Here is a 19,164-nt window from a genome sequence, read left to right as displayed (position 1 = left end):
TCAACCAAAAGCTACTCAAAAAGTGTAAACCATGTCCCTTTAACTATGTAAACGATGTGCCTTTATCATACCAAATGGTGTACAACGGTTAGTGTATTCTCAGTGCCACCACTTAGGAAGCATTATCGCATAAACAGTGTTGCCAGTAGTGTTTTTCATTTATTATGTACTTCCCTATAATATAATTATGAATTGATTCGGATAGCAGTACAATGGTGCTGAAAATCGTTTTATTAACTTATTCCTTGATACATGCTTTTATTCCATTCAAAATAAGGCAATCTTCTTTAAAGACTACATCAGTAGTTTCATATGGGAACTCTTGTCTTACTGCAATAAATTTGTCCAATTCCACTGGAATCATTGTAAAAGTAGGCCACGGTCCACTGTAAGTTCCTACATATTTACCATCTTTATCGAATACAAAATTCCAGTACCTATTCCAATTTGGAAATCGAGCGTGAACAAAAGTAGTATATGCTCCGATTTTGCTAAATCTTGAATTCTCGCTGTTTTCAAATGTACCTATAAGGTTCAAGTATTCTAAATTGCCAATTTGATCAATTTGTCTCAATAAGTTTTCAGTAGCTGGCAATGGATCCTGGCCCGCAGGCATCAAATCTTTTAGAGCATCTGCTCTTCCTTCTTTAAGTAATATCAATGCTTCATTTGTTCTCTGATTTAAGTTTGAAAAAAAATCTTGTTGTTTCGTTGAATGATTCAAGAAAAGATTAAGCATCGATTGACCATTTATTTTGGCCATTAATCGAACATCATCTGATTTTAATTCAACTGAACCTCCGTCAATTTCATATTTGCCTTCTAATTGGAGTATGGACTCAGGTTTTATATTGTCATCAATTTTGATGAATGGGGAGCTTCGAAAGGTCGAGTCGAATGCAGCCGATAGAATATTATTACTTATTTCATAGGCAGGAAATAGTGAAGTATTCGATTGGATATAATAAAGTATATTTTTTTCGGGGAGCCATACTAAATCTGCTGAAAAAATCCGATTGCTTCCAGCATGAGTTATTATTTTTCCATACTTCTGATCATTGTAGACAACTAACCCATAGGCATATTTAGAATCGTCATTGTTTTCATTTACATAACCAGTTGTCCATTTTTCTATGATGTCATCCTCAAGCACTCCATTGCCCAGCATGACTTGTAACCACTTATGCATATCTTCCACTGTGGTGTGTATTCCACCATTTGCTCTTAGGTGCCAATTGGGGCCATCTTCAAGCCAACCATTCTTATAAACCTTGCCCCAGTATTTACCTTTATTATAACCAATGGCTAACTGTGTAGTGTCCTTTCCGGCCACCATATACCCCGTGCTTTCCATTTTTGAAGGGTCAAATAAATTTTCTCTCAAAAAATCTTCATAATTCATTTTGGAGACCTGTTCAATGATCATCCCCAAAAGGGAATATCCTGCATTTGAATACCTGTAGCCAGAACCAGGTTCAAATTCTAACGCCTCAAGCCAGAGCTTTTTTAAAAACGCTTCTTTACTTATTGGTTCCTCATCAGGACCAATGCCTGAAATAATTCCTGAGCTGTGTGTTAATAATTGATGTATTGTAATATTCTGATACTCCTTCGGAGCATTGCTAAAGTATTCCGATAATTTATCATTTACAGAAAGCCTGTTTTTACTTTCTAAAAGCAATATTGCTGAAGCAGTAAACTGTTTGGTGATTGAGCCACAAGATTGTATTGTATTGCTTAAATATTCAGTTCTGTTTTCACGATTTGCTAATCCATAACCCTTCTGTAGTATAATTTCACTTCCTTCAGAGACAATAATAGATCCGGAAAAACCCAGTGAAGTTACAGATTTCAAGTAGTTATCCACTCTCGCGGCTAATTTTGAATTTTCATGAGTGAGATTATTACTCTCCTTTTTTGATTGGACGCATGAATTAAAAGTTATTAAATATAGAATAATCAATAAAGTTTTTTTCATAATATCCATTTGACTGATTTTTATTCACATATAATGTTCCGTCTAAAAAGCGTTGCTGCCCCGAAGGGCAGCAACGCTTTTTAGCCATTGTGGTCATTTCGTTTTATTTGTTTTCAGGAATACAATACGATGAGATCTTTTCCACTTCATGATGGTCATTGAACTCATAAACATCGCAGGCTGTAATCAAATTGACTCTTTTCCCGTCCCTAATAAATTCACCTGTCCCCCTTATTACTACTCTATTATAAGTAGCGATTATGTCATCCGTTTTAAAGTCCGTCTGGACAGATTTGAAATATTCTGAAGTTTGTCTGCAGTTTGCAAGCACTTCCGATTTTCCTTTAAACAGGTTTTCACCGATTACATGCCAAACTATGTTTTCTGATAAATAGGGAAACGTCAATTCGAAATTTCCATTAGAGAATGATTCCGCAATTTCTTTTTGTGAATGTTTCATTTTCTTATTATCTATCTTTTATCAAATGAATGCCATCAACCGTGTATACCACATATGTGGTATATCCGCCTTATATCCATTACTTCCACCCTTCTGGAAAGTGGAAATAATCGTGATTCAACCTAAATAACTTAGGTATCCAATTATCAATCCTGCTGTGGTAAAGCCTGTTCCCATAACACGCAATAATTTAATGGAAGCCTCATTAGATTTTAACGTCAAAACAGGTAAAGCAATTATAAAGGCTCCTTTCAAAGTAAATAGAAATCCTAAAATGGAAATCATTGTTTCCAGCAAGTTATTCCGTCGGAAATGAAGCGTCAAAATTGTCATCCCTATTAAAAAGTGTACCATCCCTGATAAATTAATTAGAACAGGATCAGATTTTTCAGCTTCTTCTATTGATTTCTTATAAAAACTTTTTGACAAGAAAAAACCAAGACCTGTTACAATTAGATAGGGCGCCATTATCCTTCCAATTATAAAAGTCGTTTCCATTTAAAATATGTTAGCGTCAATTTTATCCCAACAAGGATCATATACTTCTAATATTGTGATTATTAAATAAAACACCTATCTGTTTCTTTCTTTTTTGTAAAAAAAGTATGGGAAATTTCACTCAAAAATGACTCCAACCGGTTTTACTTAAGCAATTCAGGATCTGGAAATGATCTATTCTGGGTATGAAACTCCCATACAAGTAAATTCTTTCTTTTAAAGTTGGTTGCCTTTACACTTCTCTATTAAACCTTCTTGCTGTGCCAGTCACTTTTTTTAAGCTCTAGCCATTAAACCTATTGATTTTTAAATATTTATGTAATATATTAATTACGAAAATTCTACAAAAAACTCATCAGTATTCACTTCCAATAAGCCAATCAGGAAGTGTTTACCCCATAATCCTTCTTTTTATTCTTTTCTTAAACCTTTAAAATTTTTCATTATGGCACTAAAGTTTGCACTTGTTGACAATCATCTTACCCCGGATCCGGACGATTACATGGCTCAGGTCCAGGGTATGGAAAGCAAAACCCAGGAAGACATCATCAATCTGATGATTAGTCGTGGTTCCACAGTAACCAAAGCCGAGGCGATGTCCGTACTCGAAGAATACGCCCTGGCAGTAGAACAAATCCTCAAAGCTGGGGAGGGGGTCAATACAGAGTTGTTTAAAATCAATCCGGCCATTTCAGGCGTCTTCGAAGAAGAAGAAAGTTTTGATCGCAATCGACACCAGGTAAAATTAAATGTATCAGCAGGAAGTCGATTGAAAAAATTAACCCAAGAAATTTCTGTCGAAAAAGTTGAAGCCACTAAACCCGCTCCTTTTTTATCCTCCTTTACGGATGTTGCTACCAACAGCAAAAATGAACACCTTAGTCCTGGTTTGGTAGGGCATATTAGAGGTCGCAGACTGAAAATTGACATCAGCAATCCCCAGGAAGGTGTTTTCCTGGTCGCCGAAGAAGGTACCGAATATCCAGCATCTGCTTTGGTACGAAACATGCCCTCAGAAATCATCTTTATGATACCAGGTGAATTACCAGCCGGAGAATACAATTTAGAAGTCCGAAGTAATATGCGTTCCTCTGAACTGCGAACCGGGAGATTGGAAGAAAACCTAGTGGTCAACCCAATTTCTTAAAGCAATAATCCCTGATCAAAGCCCTCCCGACTGGAGGGCTTTTTTTATATAAAGCATCCACATATATCAAATGACAAAAGTTTGGCCATCACCTATTTTTGAATACTCGCTTTTTTAGAAATGGCTTTTATATTTTTCCATCCCAAAGGTAAAATTCCTTCTTGTCGCATGCACAACAATCAGAAAAAACAACCTATAATATAGTCTTGGGAGGGCTATGAAGGACTCGTTCACAGACCATGACAGTTTATTCATAGGCCTTGAAAGGATTATGAACCGACTAGGAACGGACAACCCATAGCCAATGAAAGAGTTGTACACAGACTAGCTACAGATCGTGCAAAGTCGATGAAAGGAACGTGGGCCATACAGATACAATTAGTGCATGGTTGATGAAAGAGCATGGTGGTAATTGAGAAAGAAAATTACTCATAATCGATATATAAAATCCTAACAAAAAAGAATTGATGTATTCTGGAAAATGTTCTCACATTTCCAGAAATCTAATCAAGAATTAATCAATTTTTCGTGATGACCTTTTATAAAAAGGGTCGTCCAGATATCAATCAGGACGACCTTCTCATTTTCAATGGATATTTCCATCAAAAATCACCAATCAGTTATGAGTTAATCAATTCTTTTTCATACTAATTTCCTATAAGAACCCGATATGATTTTTCAATTTCCTGATTAGACAGTCTGATCAAATACAGCCCTGGTTTCATATTTTTTACTTGTATTTGTGTGTGCTCCGATATGGCTTCCTGAATCTCCAGGACTTTGCCATACATATCCATGAAGTGGAGATTGAATTGCCCATCCGGAAGTGAAATATTGAGTACATCAGTAGCAGGGTTAGGATAGATGACCACTTCCTCAATTATCACAGGCTCTTCTTCTGTTTTCATTTCCATCCCTACTGTTGCCATGCTTGCGTTGGGAGACTCCAGTATAATTTCGTCTATTTCTTCCTGTGTCAGTGCTTTATTAAAAACTTTCACTTCGTCTATTAATCCATCGAAATAATTTTCCCAGGCGTTCTTCCCAATGTGGTTCTGCAGACGATCGATTTCGCCGGAAGGAATGGTCCTCAGCACAGAAGCACTTTGATGTCCACCGGGGACAACCGTCTCACCGTTTTTATACATGGTTACATAACCTGATTCATCGATTGTAAGTGTCAGATGCGTCCACGAATTCCAATCTAATAAGCCATAGTAACCGATTGTACCTTCTGAGCCGTCAATGTAAATCTTTGTCGTGTTTACGTTGCCATTATTTTGCCAGAAACACATCACATTGTCTGTATTGACTCCATTTCCAAAATCAAAGAGACCTTGATAATCGGCTCCTGCTCCTTCATGATAGAACCAGCCTGAAACGGAAAACCCTTTAGCCAGATCGAAAGACATGTCTGGTAAATCTATGTAATCATCACTTCCGTCAAAATGCGCAACCGTTCCTCTATCAGTATCCGTGTAAAGCAGGTCGGCTCCATTTTGTGCTGTACCATCGAAATTGCCATATTCATCGTCAGCATTGCCATTGAATTTATAATAAGCTAGGTTTTCACCTAATCCTGAGTTGTAATTTTCTTCAACTTCTGTAAGGCTAAGTGTTCTGTTGAATATTTTCAGTTCGTCCATATAACCCTTAAAATAATCGTCAGCACTCCAATTGGATTTACCAAAATAGTTTTGGTTAAGTGTTACCGGTGCTGATGGTAATCCTCCAAACACGCCCGTAGCGAATTGAACGCCATTTTTATAGATGACCACATTACCATGCTCATCTACCGTACTGGCCACATGAATCCACTTGTCAGATTCAATGTAGTCGGTGATGGTGATTTCATACTTTGTGGTGCCATCTTGAACCAGGAATCCTAAATCATTAGATTCAAGTCGTCGATACAGCACGATATTGTCAACGCCTGCACCATTACCAAAATCCAAAAGTCGCTCCCATCGCTGGCTACTACTTCCATCCCAGTAAACCCATCCGGAAAATGAAAATCCCTTTGTCATATCCAATGTGAGTTCAGGTAGTTCAAGGTAATCATCTGATCCATCAAAGCCTGCTACGATTCCCCTCTGTGTACTATTGAAGTTCAGATCAATACCATTGATACCTGAGGCATCATAATTTCTGGAAACATCGTTTGCATCACCATCCAGTTTGTAATAAGCAAACATATCGTCATAAATAACACTTGTCTCATCCACATCCAATGCGTAGTCAAAAATGCGAACGTCGTCCAGGTATCCTTTAAAGCTTCTGGAAGCATCTCCTGTCCTACCCAAATAGATATGATGAATATCGTAGGTGTTATTTATGTGATTATTAGTACCCTGTGATATACCGTCAAGAAATAGTTCAATGCCATTACTTTCGTCCCAGGTAAAGATTACGTGATGCCATTCATCATCATTTACTATGGAAGATGTTGTCACGTTGAAAGAAACACTACCACTTTTCAGATTCAACTGTCCTCTTAGGGTACCGTCACCATTGATATGTACATGTAGGTCATTGTCGCCTGAGTAACCATTAGCACTACCGTTTCCTGCATAAAAAAGTACGGCCTTTTCATTCTCATTATTGCTGTTTTGTGTGGTTCTGAACCAGGCAGAGAATGAACCTTCTGATGCTGTTATTTCGCCATAGTCGGCCAGTTTGTCCAAGCTAATAGAATTACTACCGTTAAACTGTGCTACAGTGCCTCTTTCTGCATCTGTGGGGAAACTCACACTATTATTCGTTCCATGGAAATAACCATAGTCATCTTTTGCATTCCCATCCAGTTTGTAAAAAGCCAGATCACCTTCAGGATATTCCAGTGCATAGGCACCTGCGATATCATCATCACTCAATACCCTGGAATAGATCTTTAATTCATCAATTTCCCCTGTAAAATCATCACTTGTGTCGCCATTTACATTTCTTCCCAGCAGTATGTTGTTCACGGCTGATGTGATAGGGTTAGAAATGTAGGCATAATCTTCTTTTACACCATCTATCCACAACCTTTTAATGCACTGATAGTCGTCACTTTTCTCTACCGTCATCACTACATGATGCCATAGCCCATCATCTACTGCAGTATATCCATCGGTAGATTTATCGGCACTGTTCCATGAATAAAATCTGAGGTTATCGCCCGATCCAGCTCTGATCAGTTTCCATTTATCACCATCAATTACTCTTTCATAATCATTGGTCCAGTCATCGGTTCTCATCCAAAGAGAAACCGTCATCTCATCATTGTAGTCATCGGGGCTCATTGAAAAACCAAGGTCTACATAACCATTTCCATTGAAGCGTAATGCCTTATTTGATTCTCCCGGTTTTACATGATTGTCAACAAACTCCACATTATTGATAGAGCCCAGGCCGTCATGGTTGCCAGTTACATCTATCGGATAGGAGGTATCATCATCTTCAAAATCGTAATAAGCGATTAATCCTGCCTCATCTGAAATGGCACTGTCCTCAAATGCACTTTCATCTGCTGAGGTGATTGCCTGATTAGTCAGCATTAGGTGCGACATTTTACCAATATAAGGACTGGCACCACCTACTTGGGCCCCAACGGTTACCGCACCATAGCCTTTATTGATGTTTGTAATGGTACCCGCAGGTTTACTTCCCAGTAACTTCCCATCTACAAACAAATACATACTACCATCAGCAGCCAAAGAAGCTTCTACAAAATGCCATGCACCATCAGCATAATTATGATCTTCACCACCATCATTGGATGATAAAATCACCCAACCTCCCTGTTTAATGACCCATTCAAAATGTGTCTCCTTGATCAAAATACGCCAGTCATTGGTGCCTACTAAATCCTCCGCAGTACCAGTCCAGGTACCAGGCGCTTTTCTGAACATGAATGACACCGTCATTTCATTGGTAAAATCAGCGGAGTTATAGGTAAAACCATCGGACACTTCGTAACTGTCTCCATCTAATTCTAATACGGTAGTTTCCAGTACGCCATCCTCCACAAAGCGGGTATTGGCAGTTCCCTGCAGCACTAAGTCGCTGGCATTATTTTCAATTTCATAAGTTGAGGCATCATAAGTGTCCTTATCTAAGGGGAAGTCTAATACAAGACCATTGTTGATCAGGTCATAATAATCTGAAGTGGTTACTTCAATGGCTATTTCTTCTTCACTCAATGCATAATTGTAAAATTTTATCTCATCAATATATCCTTTGAATCCAACACCTGTATCAAAGTACTTTTCACCGATGTAAGTATTTCCATTTTGGAACATTCTACTCAAATCATAAGTGACTGAATTACCTACTTGTACGCTATCAACGAACAGTTTAGCCTGCTCAATGCTATTGTCAAAAGCGATATGCAAATGATGCCATAACCCATCATTAATTTTCACACCAAAAGATTGGATATTCTGATTATGTAGCTGATTAATCTTCAAGAATCCATCCGTATCCTGAAAGAGCTCCCAATCTCCTGAAAAAACAATAGTTTCCTTTTGCTGCTCGTTGATGGATTTATTGATCCAGAATGACATTCCAGCACCTGGAAAGTCGCCCATGGTATTGGTAAATGGAATGACCGTATTTTGTGAGCCATTGAAATCCAGATAATAGTTGCCACTGACTGTTCCTTCGACCATCAAAGCATCAGAATCAGTAATATCATGTCCAAAGCCTGCTTCTGAATTGTCTTTCAAATCACCATCAAAATTATAAGCTGCAAAAGGTCCGGAAGATTGATCTGTTTCGGAGATCAATAATTCCGCTACATCATCCTGGTAGATTTTAAGATCATCTATGTTTCCAATGAAATAGGAAAAGTCATTTCTGTCACTTCCTGATATCTTATCTGCACCTATGGCCGGATCAGTGGTTAATCGTTCATCACTTCCATATCTGGCCCAATCACTGTTACTGTTATAGGTATTGTCTCCGTCTACATAGGCCTTTACCCAAGGAGAAGGGTAAATTTCATTTTCCCCGGAATCATCTATATTGGAAATATTGCCTTTAATACTTACTATGATATGATGCCAGACATCGTCATTCAATGCATAATTAGTCAAATGTATGCGATTGCTGGATCCTGATCCCTTTCCTAATGTCAAATTTAATTCTCCCTGTTTATCCAGGTTAATGGTGAAATTTTTGGCAGTAATGATCTGCTTATGTTTGTCATCTCTTTGATCATCTGTCTTAAGCCAGAAGTCAAAAGTGTAGGCATCATCTGAATTCTCCACTTTAAAATTGCTCATATTCAACTGAACTCCGGCACCACCATCCAGTCTTAGTGCATACCCATTCCAATAAGGCATGTAATCATAGGTAGGTGAATAGCTGCCAGAAGTAAGAATGGTAGGTGAGATAGACCCTTGGGAGTCATTTACATTCTGTTCAAAAGCCAACCTCGCATAGGATAAATCCTCACTAAATTGAAAATAGGTTTTTGTAGTACTGACTACCAGGTTACTGCCATTATAATGGAGGTAGTTACTTGTTTCGGGAATTTTAAATGCGTATCCACTACCCTCCAAATATTCTATCTCCCAGGCTGTTGCCTGATTGTAGCTATCGTCATCACTTGAATTTACTTTGATCGTTCCATTATTATTGTATAAGTAATTTCTTGTGTAAGCTTTACGCAGGAAGAATGTCTGATCTGCAGGATTAAATGAACTCACGACCATTTGTGTTCCTACTTCACCCGTTTCCCTTTCAACTACGTTACTGCCATCCACCACGAAATATTCATAACCGGAAGCTCTCATCAACAGCGGTGTATTCACGGCTAAACCTTCGTTATCATTGGTACCGTCCAACAGGTTAATTACCTCATCAGGGTGTGTCAGCCCCATATTGAACCAAATACTTGCATCTACCATGGAAAAATCGGTATCCTTTCGCCAGTCTTTTTCAAAATCGTAAAAATGCATTTCATAGGCCATCAAATAGGCAGGCCCTTTCCCTTCATTGATTCTGTCGATGTTTAGATCATCCAGCAACTCCTGAGCTTTCAATGCTGTATTGTATAAGTAGACACCATCATTTACCTTTCTGCTCTCATCCCTATCGCCAGCGGAATAATTCTTCTTTTCTGCATTCACATACAAAGCGGCCGATCTGGTATCTTTATCTCTGATTCTTAGATATTCTGGGTTAAAACCTCTTGCATCTGGATAGGTTCTTTCCTGGTCTGATCGATACCACCCTACATTGGGTTCAAAATCGTCGGAAAGGGTCTCAGGAAGAAATATAAACCTTTCACCCTTAGCGATCATCTCGCCCAAATTAGCCTCCCAATCAATGGTTCCGGCATCCATCGCATCCTGCCAGGCTAATGCAACAGCATCTACTGTTGGGACGTTCCATTTTTGTTTACCATTTTGCGTTTTATGAGTAACCCTTGAATCAGCAGATGCATAGTAACTATTAAAATCTGGGTGGGATTCATATTCCAGAACGTCAACTACTTCCCATTTAGCAGGATCCACATATTTGTCGAGACCATAATTTTCCATTTCATGAATCAGGTCTGCAAACAGATGGGCATAATTGTTCTTTCCCGGGTTTTTATTGCCGGTCCAGAAAATATTTCTACCCCTCACAAAATCTACATGCATGATCACCACATCATGAGGATTATCCTCTAAAAACTGACTGATGTCTTTTAACACATTTTCCTTTACTTTTCCAAAGTCGCAACCACCATGACAAAATTTGACGTAATCGTCTCTAGTGGCAATGTCCATAGTAAGTGACCGGACACCGTGATTCAGCTGTTTTTCAATGCTCGACCACTGATTTTCTGTGGTTAATTCCGGATAGTTTTCATCGTACTTGAATTGCTTTGCTTTAACAGCATCATCGTCATTGGCATAGGAGTTATGCGTTCCCGGCCAAAGTATTTCATACCATTTTTTTTCGAGCATTTCTTCGGTGTACAATACACCCCCTGCACCATAACATGGATAGGTATCAGAAATACCATTTGGACCATTATCATTACAAGGAACACAATTGTCTACATAATCTGTCACCTGAGATTGTCCTACTGCTGAAAAAGTAAAAATTAGCTTTATGAGTAATACCAACACAAAACTGAGAGGTATCTTTATAGGATTAGTTTTTCCGGTAAGGTAAGGCGATTGCTTACCGCTTATTCGTTCCTTCCGGTCCCTGTGATCATGTCTGCTTAAACACTTCGTATATGACTCCATTTGAATTGGTTTTTGCATTTCTTTAAAAGTTAAATTCATGTGCGTATCCATATGGTTTGCTAGCTTTTCCTACGCTTCATTATGATGTTGCTTAAATGAAGAGGTACACGTAAGGGAAAATGATTTTTTTTTGATTTTTTTTTAAAGGAACAGTTGAAGTGCTACTTTTTGATGCGCACTCAACCCTTAATTAACTGATTTACTGAACCTAAAGAGAGATCAACTTATTTTGCTTTTATAATCCGTAACATCTTCCTCTGCTTGACTGGAGTTTCGTCATGATTAACAATAAAAAAATACCCGCATGAGACTGTGGCAGGCTTTAAAATGGTGCTACAATTTAGACTGAAGAGCTGTGAGCCAAAAACTCTGGTGTAAACACCTAATTGTGAGGTTTTAGATATTTTCCTTTCCATCTCGAGGAAGCAGATTAATATCCATGAAAAATTTTGAAATGACGTTCTAAAAAATACCCATTTCAATTACAAGGGGGACATGATGGAGGGTGTTTTTTTCATGGTGCCACAACGCAAAATCCTACCACCATCAGGGCCGTTTCCTTTAACATCCTTGGTGTGAGTGTATCTACTCGAGCTAAGGGAGGTTCTTTTCCTAAGGGAGATAGCTTTGCCTTCGTTTTGGCTTCAAGCTGGCCGGGCTCTTCCTTTTTTCATTGCCAAAAAGTAAGCAAAAAGGCTAGAGCCAAAAATGCTTCCTCTCTCAAACCTCCCCACACCCCGCTTTTGGCCCAAGCCAACCTTTGGGAGGACTAGCGGGACTATAAACCCACTGGGCTAGGTACTGTCATAAAAAGCAAGAAATTTTATTAAACTTTTAATGGGAACCCTAGCAATTAAGGTCAATAAAAGTTGAAAATTTTTAACATAAAAGAAGGAAACGGCCCTGCTGCCACCTTTCCTATATATTTAAACGCAAGTAGGCACTTGGGTGAGGGTTAGAATAGCACATGGTCAATCAATACCCTTCATTTTGCTGGAGTAAGCCTTCCTTAGTAGCATTTAATATACTTGCAGGAATCGGAAATACTCTTCGATAGGTTTCCGAAACTCCCTTTTCAGTGTAAGCTTCCTCAAATTTGCCAAAACGAATCATATCGGTTCTTCTAACATGCTCCCAATACATTTCAAACCCTCTTTCCCGCAAAAGAACTTCTTCATCAATTTCCGCTAGCAGTACAGGGTGTTTCCTGGCTGTCCGTAGGGTATTCAAATCCTGTAAAGCTAGAGCAGTATTACCCATTCTCAGATTGGCTTCTGCTCTCATTAAATAAACATCACCCAGGCGAAATAAGGGAATATCCATCCTGGAGTAGGAACGTCCATCATCAGGAGCTTCCGGATCCCATTGGTATTTAGCGACTCTTATACCATTATTATGTCCACTAAAGGCTTCAAAATCAACTTCCACTGAATGGATTACCCGTTCGTTATCCGTTTCAAAATTGAAAAGTGGTGCAATTACCAAATCGCCGGAAGCCGTTCTTTCCAGTCCTGATTGTTCTTCGTTAAAGCGAACACCATACTGGGGTCCTGCAATTAATCCCCTGTTTTGTCCCCACTCTTCATCACTTATTTGAGTCACCGATCCATCCTGCGGGATGATGATCTTAGAAAACCTAGGATCTTCATGATTACCTTCCCAGCTATGCCAGAATTCAGGAGTAATAGATGCACCATCTCCACCCCTGGCTGCCAGATTTACCAGACTGCCAAATCTGGCTCTTGAGGTACTAATCCATATAATATCCTGCAACCCGTTTCCTCCATTTTGATTAATAGAAAAAATGTGTTCCGGATGATTGTGGTTATCAATATCAAAGATTTTGAAATAGTCTTCAGTTTCTAAAGCATTATTACCTGAGTTAATCAGTATATTTGCATAATGAAGGACCTGCTGCATGTCCTCCTGACTAAAGTTGAATCCACTTGCATATCGGTTGTTAAATACAGCTCTGTTTAGGTAAACTCTCATCAAAAGTGCCATAGCAGCTTCCTTGTTAAACCTATTGGGTCCGTAATCCGATATGGATGGTAAGTCAGGAATTATCTCTGTTATGCGGGAGATAAGGAAGTCACAGGCCTCCTCACCTCTTAAATACTTTGTTTCATTTCCTTCTCTAATCGGCATCTGATCATACCAATTCAATGCATAATATTGAGAAATGGCACTAACACCTTTCGCTTCAGCTACATATTGATCGATTACGCTCTGTTCCACCTTTAGGTTTTGAATCTCACTTTCCAATACCAAAGCTCTCTCAAAAGGTCTGTGAAGTGTTTCCCAAATCTCAGACGTACGATTTGTCAGTGGTGTCCAGGTGTGGGTGTGCATAGGTTGCCAATGCGGGTTTCCGAAATGTATTCTTCCCCTAAATGGAATAATGGCCTCGTCTGTCGTTAATTCCGTAAACATCCAAAACTCACGAGTTTTCCCCCAACCGCTGCGAACAGCTCCATAAGTAGCGGCCAGCAAATTGTCCGCTGCATCTGCGTTATTCAAAATATCCTGATTCAATACCTGATCGAGTATGTCTTCCTCTAAATCGGAACATGACTGACCAATCAGAAAAAGGGAAAGGAACATTATGCGATATTTATTTAACCTCATAACAATCACTTTAAAAAGTTACGTCCATACCAAGAATGAAGGAAAGCGGAACAGGATAATTGGTATAGTCTACCCCAAGTCCGGAAATACTGCCAAAATCAATCGCATTACTCACCTCAGGGTCATAACCGCTATACCTGGTAAACAGCAATAAGTTTTGACCGGTAACATACACTTTCAATTTCTTGCAATAGCGGAATTCTTTAACATTGAAATCATATGCAACAGTTACATTGCTCAACCTAAGGAAGGAACCATCTTCCAGGAACCTGGTACTTGGTCTGAACAGGTTGTTGTTACTTTCTTCAGAAAGGAAGTTTTGTGGGGAGCCATTTCTGCCACTAGCCACCAATGGTTTGGATAAGAGTGACAGTGTACTGTTATAAACCTTATTACCGCCAACCCCATTGAATGCCAGACCTAAGCTAAAACCTTTGTACTTACTGAAAATGTTGAAATTAAACAATGCAGTTGGAATAGAACTCCCGGCAATCAGCCGATCTTCGTCGGTAATGGCACCATCATTATTTACGTCCCTGTAGGTACTCATACCATTCTCATCAAGTCCATTGAAATCGAGTAGGTAAAATGAATTAACCGAAGCCCCATTGGTATACACACCTATACTTTCATTGGCAATTCCTCTGCTATTAGAGGTAGTAATCAATTGAAAGGGCGCATCTCTGACTTCATTTTTCAGAAAACTGGCATTTCCTGATAGTACAATAGCTAAATCTTTTATCGGCATATATTCATACGAAAGGCTTAATTCCAAACCTTTGTTGATGATCTGCATATCTACATTATCCCAGAATGAATTAACACCAAGGGGATCTTCATTGATTAGATTCAGCAGGATATCGGTTGTACTTTTCCTGAAATAATCGACACTGCCCAACAATTTTCCTTTGAACAAACTAAAATCCAACCCAATATTGGTCTGTGAGGTTACTTCCCACTTAATGTTTTCATTAGTAGCCCTTAAGAAAGTAAAACCCGGAGTATCTTCTTCACCATTGATAGGATAAGAATCATCAGGATCGTTACTCACTAAAAAAAGCGGTAATGTGATTCCCTGCGGAATATTCTGACTACCCGTGAGCCCCCAACTACTCCTTAATTTCAGTGAGATATTTCGTTCTTTGAGTGATTTGAACAATGGTTCATTTGACATCTTCCAGGCAAATGCAAGTGAAGGAAACAGTCCGTATTTGTTGTTATCTCCAAATCTGGAAGAACCATCATATCGGATAGTTCCTGTAAACAGATATTGGTCCAGCCACGAAAAATTAACCCTACTGAAAAAAGATTGTAATTCAGTAATTCTTGAAAACCCCAATGGTGCATTTTGTTCTAAAGTTAGTGAGGTGCCTATGCCCGGATTATTAAAAGCCTCTATCTCTGTTGTAGAAAAACCATTGATGCTGTTTGTGAGATTCTTATTTTTAAAAACCTGATACGAATGCCCAAGTAATAAAGAGATATCGTATGCTGCAGTAGCAAAAGGATAGGTCAGGAAATTCTCTACCAATAAGTTGGTGGTTTCCTGCTTTAAAAATTCAACCCGACCATCTATGGGCCCAAAATCATTTAACATGGAGGGGGCAATCTGATACTCCCTGTTATAGTTTGATCGGTCAACAGCAAGATTGGTTTGATACGTAAGGTTTTCCAGTAGCCTGAGAGTTGGAGACACATTGCCTATGACACGGTCTATTCGACTATAGTCATCCACTTGATCAAGTAATACCAATGGGTTTCTTCCAACAGGAAAATCAAAAATAGTTCCGTCAGAATTAAATGCAGGATAGGTTGGATTTGCCTGTAATACATCGGCCATCAATGTACCATTGCTGTTATAATCATTTGAATAGGCATTGCCATCATTATGGACATGAGAGAAATTCAGTTTCAGTGGAATTTCAAGCTTGTCTTTCAAAATCCCTTTATTTACTACATGATTGATATTTACTCTCCCTGAGTATGTTTTCAAAACATTAGACTCTACAATTCCTTCCTGTGAAGTATAATTTAGGCTGGCATAATAATTTAAATGGTCATTGGAGTTTCTGAAACTAACATGATGTTTTGAAGATATGGCATCCCTGAACAACAAGTCCTGCCAATCTGTATCAATCTCATTGGAATACATTTGTTCTTCTGCACCAATTTCTCGGGCTTTAGACCGAAATTGTTCCCCATTAAATAAATCAAGCTTTTTTCTCAGTTTTGATATGCCAAAATAGGTGGAATAGGAAACACCTGATTCACTTTGAGAACCGTCATTAGTGGTAATGATAACAACTCCATTAGAAGCTCTGGTACCGTATATTGCTGCCGATGAGGCATCTTTTAATATGTCTATGGATCGTATGTCTGACGGATTAATAAAATTGAGTGGGTTTAACAAGGTTGTTCTTCCAAAATCAGTCGCCAGGCTAAAACCTTCTTCCTCTACGTTTAATGGAATACCGTCGATGATGTATAAAGGGTTATTTCGATTTGTAAGTGAGTTTATTCCTCTTACAAATAGAGAAGATGTAACCCCGGGTTGGCCGTTATTACTATTGACTTGTACCCCTGCTATTTTCCCTTTTAGTAAATCATCAGGTGTACTGGTAATACCCGTATTAAAATCACGTGGTTTGACAGAACTGATAGCACCGGTTAAATCTTTTTTCTTATTGGTTCCATATCCGATAAAAACGAACTCTTCCAGCGTAGTAATGTCCGGTTTCATTTTAACGGTCAAAGTCTTTTGATTATTCAGGAAGATTTCTTTAGGCTCATACCCCATGTAACTTGCTTTCAAAAAATCAGCTATGGACGGAACCAACAACTCAAATTCTCCTATTGAATTAGTGGTTGTACCGTTCATGGTGCCTGCAATTTGTATTGCCGCTCCAATTAATGGTTCTCCCGTATCTTCATCGAGTATTTTTCCACTGACCTTATAGTAGGTTGAATCAGGATTTTCTTTACGAAGTGAATTGGACTTCTTTCCGGATACAGCAATCAACAAATCCAGCCTCTTGAAACTCAGAGTGGTTTGCTCACTCAACTTTCGTAATATTTCATCAATAGAAGAGGCAATAAAGCTTACCCTGGGCTGATTTTTGATCGTTCTCTTATCGTAGACAAAATCACAGCCAAAATGCTTTTCCATTCGCTTAAATACCTGTTTGACGGTTGTATTCTTTACTGATAAAGATATATCATTTTTTACCTTAAGGTTCTGTGATTGAGCCTGCAAATGAAAGAACAGCAGAAATGTGTAGAAAAGGAGCCCTATTCGTCTGATAATCCTCATGATGTTCTAATAGTACCCTGAATAGAAAAAGTATTCCTTATTGAAAAAGCATTTCTCATTTACCTAAAAAAATAAAATCAATCCTAAACCTTTATTCAACCCTCTATTCCTTTGTGCATTACCTAAGCCTTCTTTTCAGGAACAGATTTATTATTGAGTGAACTTTATATCTACCACTTTTTCATTGATTTCGAATTCAAATCCTTCTGAAAAACTGATCGTCTCTAATACTACTGCAAGTGTTTTGTTTTTGAACTTACCTGAAACACTCCATTCTTCATCTGGTGTATTTTGAAAACGGAACTTCACATCATACCATCTACCTAATTCATCAAATACCTGTTTATAAGTAGCATCTTCAAAAAAGATGACCTTTTCCTGCCAGGCGGTTATTTTTTCGGAATTGAAATTATTAACTAAAACTTTTTCATTAATAGCATCATAGGAGGCCATTTCACCTGGTTTGAGGTATTCTACAACTGATTCTGCTGCATTATTTACTTTTACCTTACCCGTGAGTAGTGCTACGTTTATTGACAAAGAATCAAAAGCATTGATATTGAAAGTAGTTCCTAAAACAGAAGTTTTGAAACCATATGCAGTTACTTCAAAAGGTCTTTCCGGATCCTTCACTACATCAAAATAAGCCTCTCCTTCCAACCTTACCTCTCTTAATTCATCTGTGAATTCTTTTGGGTAGGAAACAGAACTCTGGTTATTCAATTTAACAACGGAACCATCGTTCAAATTCACAAGCATTTGTTGTCCGGTCAATGAAGTCTTTGTAATCCACTCATCAGATTGAACAGATTCAAAGAAGTTAAAATAAGTCCAGGCAAATCCAATTACTATGATAACTGAAGCGGCAATTTTCATCCAAATATTTGTATTCATTTTAACCACCTTCTGATGATCCTGAGACCCTTTTCTACTTTGTATTTTCTCAAAGATTTCACTCTTGATCTGGGACTTATGATCACTCTCAAAAGCCTCCCATCCCTCTTCTTTATTTTGCAGCTCTTCGTAAAAATCTTCTATGAGTTTCTGCTCTTTCCCAGTGGCGTTACCATTGAGGTAGTTGGTAATAAGCTGTTGAAATTCTGTTTTATTCATGGCGGTACTTTATAATGATGTTGCACAACTCCAAACGAACACGTAAGCCATCAACATTTTTTTCTTATTTTTTCTGCTAATCAAAATGAATCAGTATCCAAACGAGTACCATATATGAATCCATCCTGGTTTTAAGGTGTTTAATACCATTGCTAATATGTGTTTCCACTGTTCTGATTGATATATTCAGTTTTACAGCAATTTCTTTATTGGTGAGATGATCTACCCTACTCATCCTGAACACTTGCTGACATTTGTCAGGTAATTCCCTAATTAATGAATCAATGCGCTCATTCATCTCTTCAAAATTCAACATATCTTCAGTCGTATTTGCACTGAGATCACGGATCGTTTGCAAATGTTTATCCCTCACCTTACCTTTTCTAATAACCATTAAAACCCGATACCGCACCGAATTATAAAGATAGGCTTTTACATTCTCAATTTCTTTAATACTATCGTTCTCCCAGATACTAATGAATAATTCCTGTACGATATCCTTGCATGCTTCCTCATCTTTTAAGACTTTATAAGCTGATATAAAGAGCATATCCCAATACCTGTCATAGAGATTGGCCAATGCCATTTCATTGCCTTGTTGAATATAGGAGAGTAAAGCTTTATCGTTAAGCTGATTAAGTTCCTTTGTCATGTACCTTAGTTTATCAAAAACTGAATAACCTACTAAATCGAATCATCATACTAAAACGATAATTTACAAAAAATTAAAGAACGAATATACTACCCATTTTTTGCATTTTATTTATGTCCACACAATTCCATAGTGGAATTTCAACACAA

General features: G+C 38.2%; 10 protein-coding genes. 2 read left to right on the top strand and 8 right to left on the bottom strand.

What is annotated here, in order from left to right:
* Window positions 1-238: 238 nt before the first annotated feature.
* The 3 genes from E1171_RS20890 to E1171_RS20880 all read right to left on the bottom strand — a co-directional run bounded on the left by E1171_RS20890 (window position 239) and on the right by E1171_RS20880 (window position 2,936).
* A complete protein-coding gene (locus E1171_RS20890) occupies window positions 239-1,978 on the bottom strand; it encodes a serine hydrolase domain-containing protein (protein ID WP_222931560.1) in 1,740 nt (579 codons plus the stop codon).
* A 103-nt stretch (window positions 1,979-2,081) separates the two neighbouring features.
* Entirely contained in the window at window positions 2,082-2,438 is a 357-nt protein-coding gene (locus E1171_RS20885; RefSeq protein ID WP_155208013.1) for a nuclear transport factor 2 family protein, read from the bottom strand.
* A 117-nt stretch (window positions 2,439-2,555) separates the two neighbouring features.
* On the bottom strand, window positions 2,556-2,936 hold the full coding sequence (locus tag E1171_RS20880; RefSeq protein ID WP_155208012.1) for a hypothetical protein: 381 nt from the start codon (window positions 2,934-2,936) through the stop codon (window positions 2,556-2,558).
* A 445-nt stretch (window positions 2,937-3,381) separates the two neighbouring features.
* Between E1171_RS20880 and E1171_RS20875 the strand changes: the two genes are divergently transcribed.
* The gene (locus E1171_RS20875) at window positions 3,382-4,083 is read left to right on the top strand and encodes a DNA-binding domain-containing protein (RefSeq protein ID WP_155208011.1); all 702 of its coding nucleotides are present in this window, start codon (window positions 3,382-3,384) and stop codon (window positions 4,081-4,083) included.
* A 647-nt stretch (window positions 4,084-4,730) separates the two neighbouring features.
* On the opposite strand, the gene E1171_RS20870 is transcribed toward E1171_RS20875, so the two are convergent.
* Window positions 4,731-11,330: a LamG-like jellyroll fold domain-containing protein gene (locus E1171_RS20870; RefSeq protein WP_222931559.1), complete on the bottom strand. Its 6,600-nt coding sequence runs from the start codon at window positions 11,328-11,330 to the stop codon at window positions 4,731-4,733.
* A 557-nt stretch (window positions 11,331-11,887) separates the two neighbouring features.
* Here E1171_RS20870 and E1171_RS20865 point away from each other — a divergent pair.
* Window positions 11,888-12,085, top strand: coding sequence for a hypothetical protein (locus tag E1171_RS20865; RefSeq protein ID WP_155208009.1), 198 nt, complete (start codon window positions 11,888-11,890; stop codon window positions 12,083-12,085).
* 202 nt (window positions 12,086-12,287) lie between these two features.
* On the opposite strand, the gene E1171_RS20860 is transcribed toward E1171_RS20865, so the two are convergent.
* From E1171_RS20860 to E1171_RS20845, 4 genes are all read right to left on the bottom strand, one after another.
* Window positions 12,288-13,940: a RagB/SusD family nutrient uptake outer membrane protein gene (locus E1171_RS20860; RefSeq protein WP_155208008.1), complete on the bottom strand. Its 1,653-nt coding sequence runs from the start codon at window positions 13,938-13,940 to the stop codon at window positions 12,288-12,290.
* Between the two features lie 10 nt (window positions 13,941-13,950).
* Window positions 13,951-17,250 (bottom strand): SusC/RagA family TonB-linked outer membrane protein, encoded by a 3,300-nt coding sequence (locus E1171_RS20855; protein WP_155208007.1) that lies wholly within the window; start codon window positions 17,248-17,250, stop codon window positions 13,951-13,953.
* A 150-nt stretch (window positions 17,251-17,400) separates the two neighbouring features.
* Window positions 17,401-18,363 carry a FecR family protein gene (locus tag E1171_RS20850; RefSeq protein ID WP_155208006.1) on the bottom strand — a complete coding sequence of 321 codons (963 nt, stop codon included), beginning with the start codon at window positions 18,361-18,363 and terminating at the stop codon, window positions 17,401-17,403.
* 76 nt (window positions 18,364-18,439) lie between these two features.
* A complete protein-coding gene (locus E1171_RS20845; RefSeq protein WP_155208005.1) occupies window positions 18,440-19,015 on the bottom strand; it encodes an RNA polymerase sigma-70 factor in 576 nt (191 codons plus the stop codon).
* Window positions 19,016-19,164: the final 149 nt, after the last annotated feature.

It is taken from the genome of Xanthovirga aplysinae (genome assembly GCF_009711365.1).
In the GTDB taxonomy this organism is placed as follows: domain Bacteria; phylum Bacteroidota; class Bacteroidia; order Cytophagales; family Cyclobacteriaceae; genus Xanthovirga; species Xanthovirga aplysinae.
The sequence above is the reverse complement of the archived record's forward strand: the minus strand, read 5'-3'. Positions and strand labels throughout refer to the sequence as shown.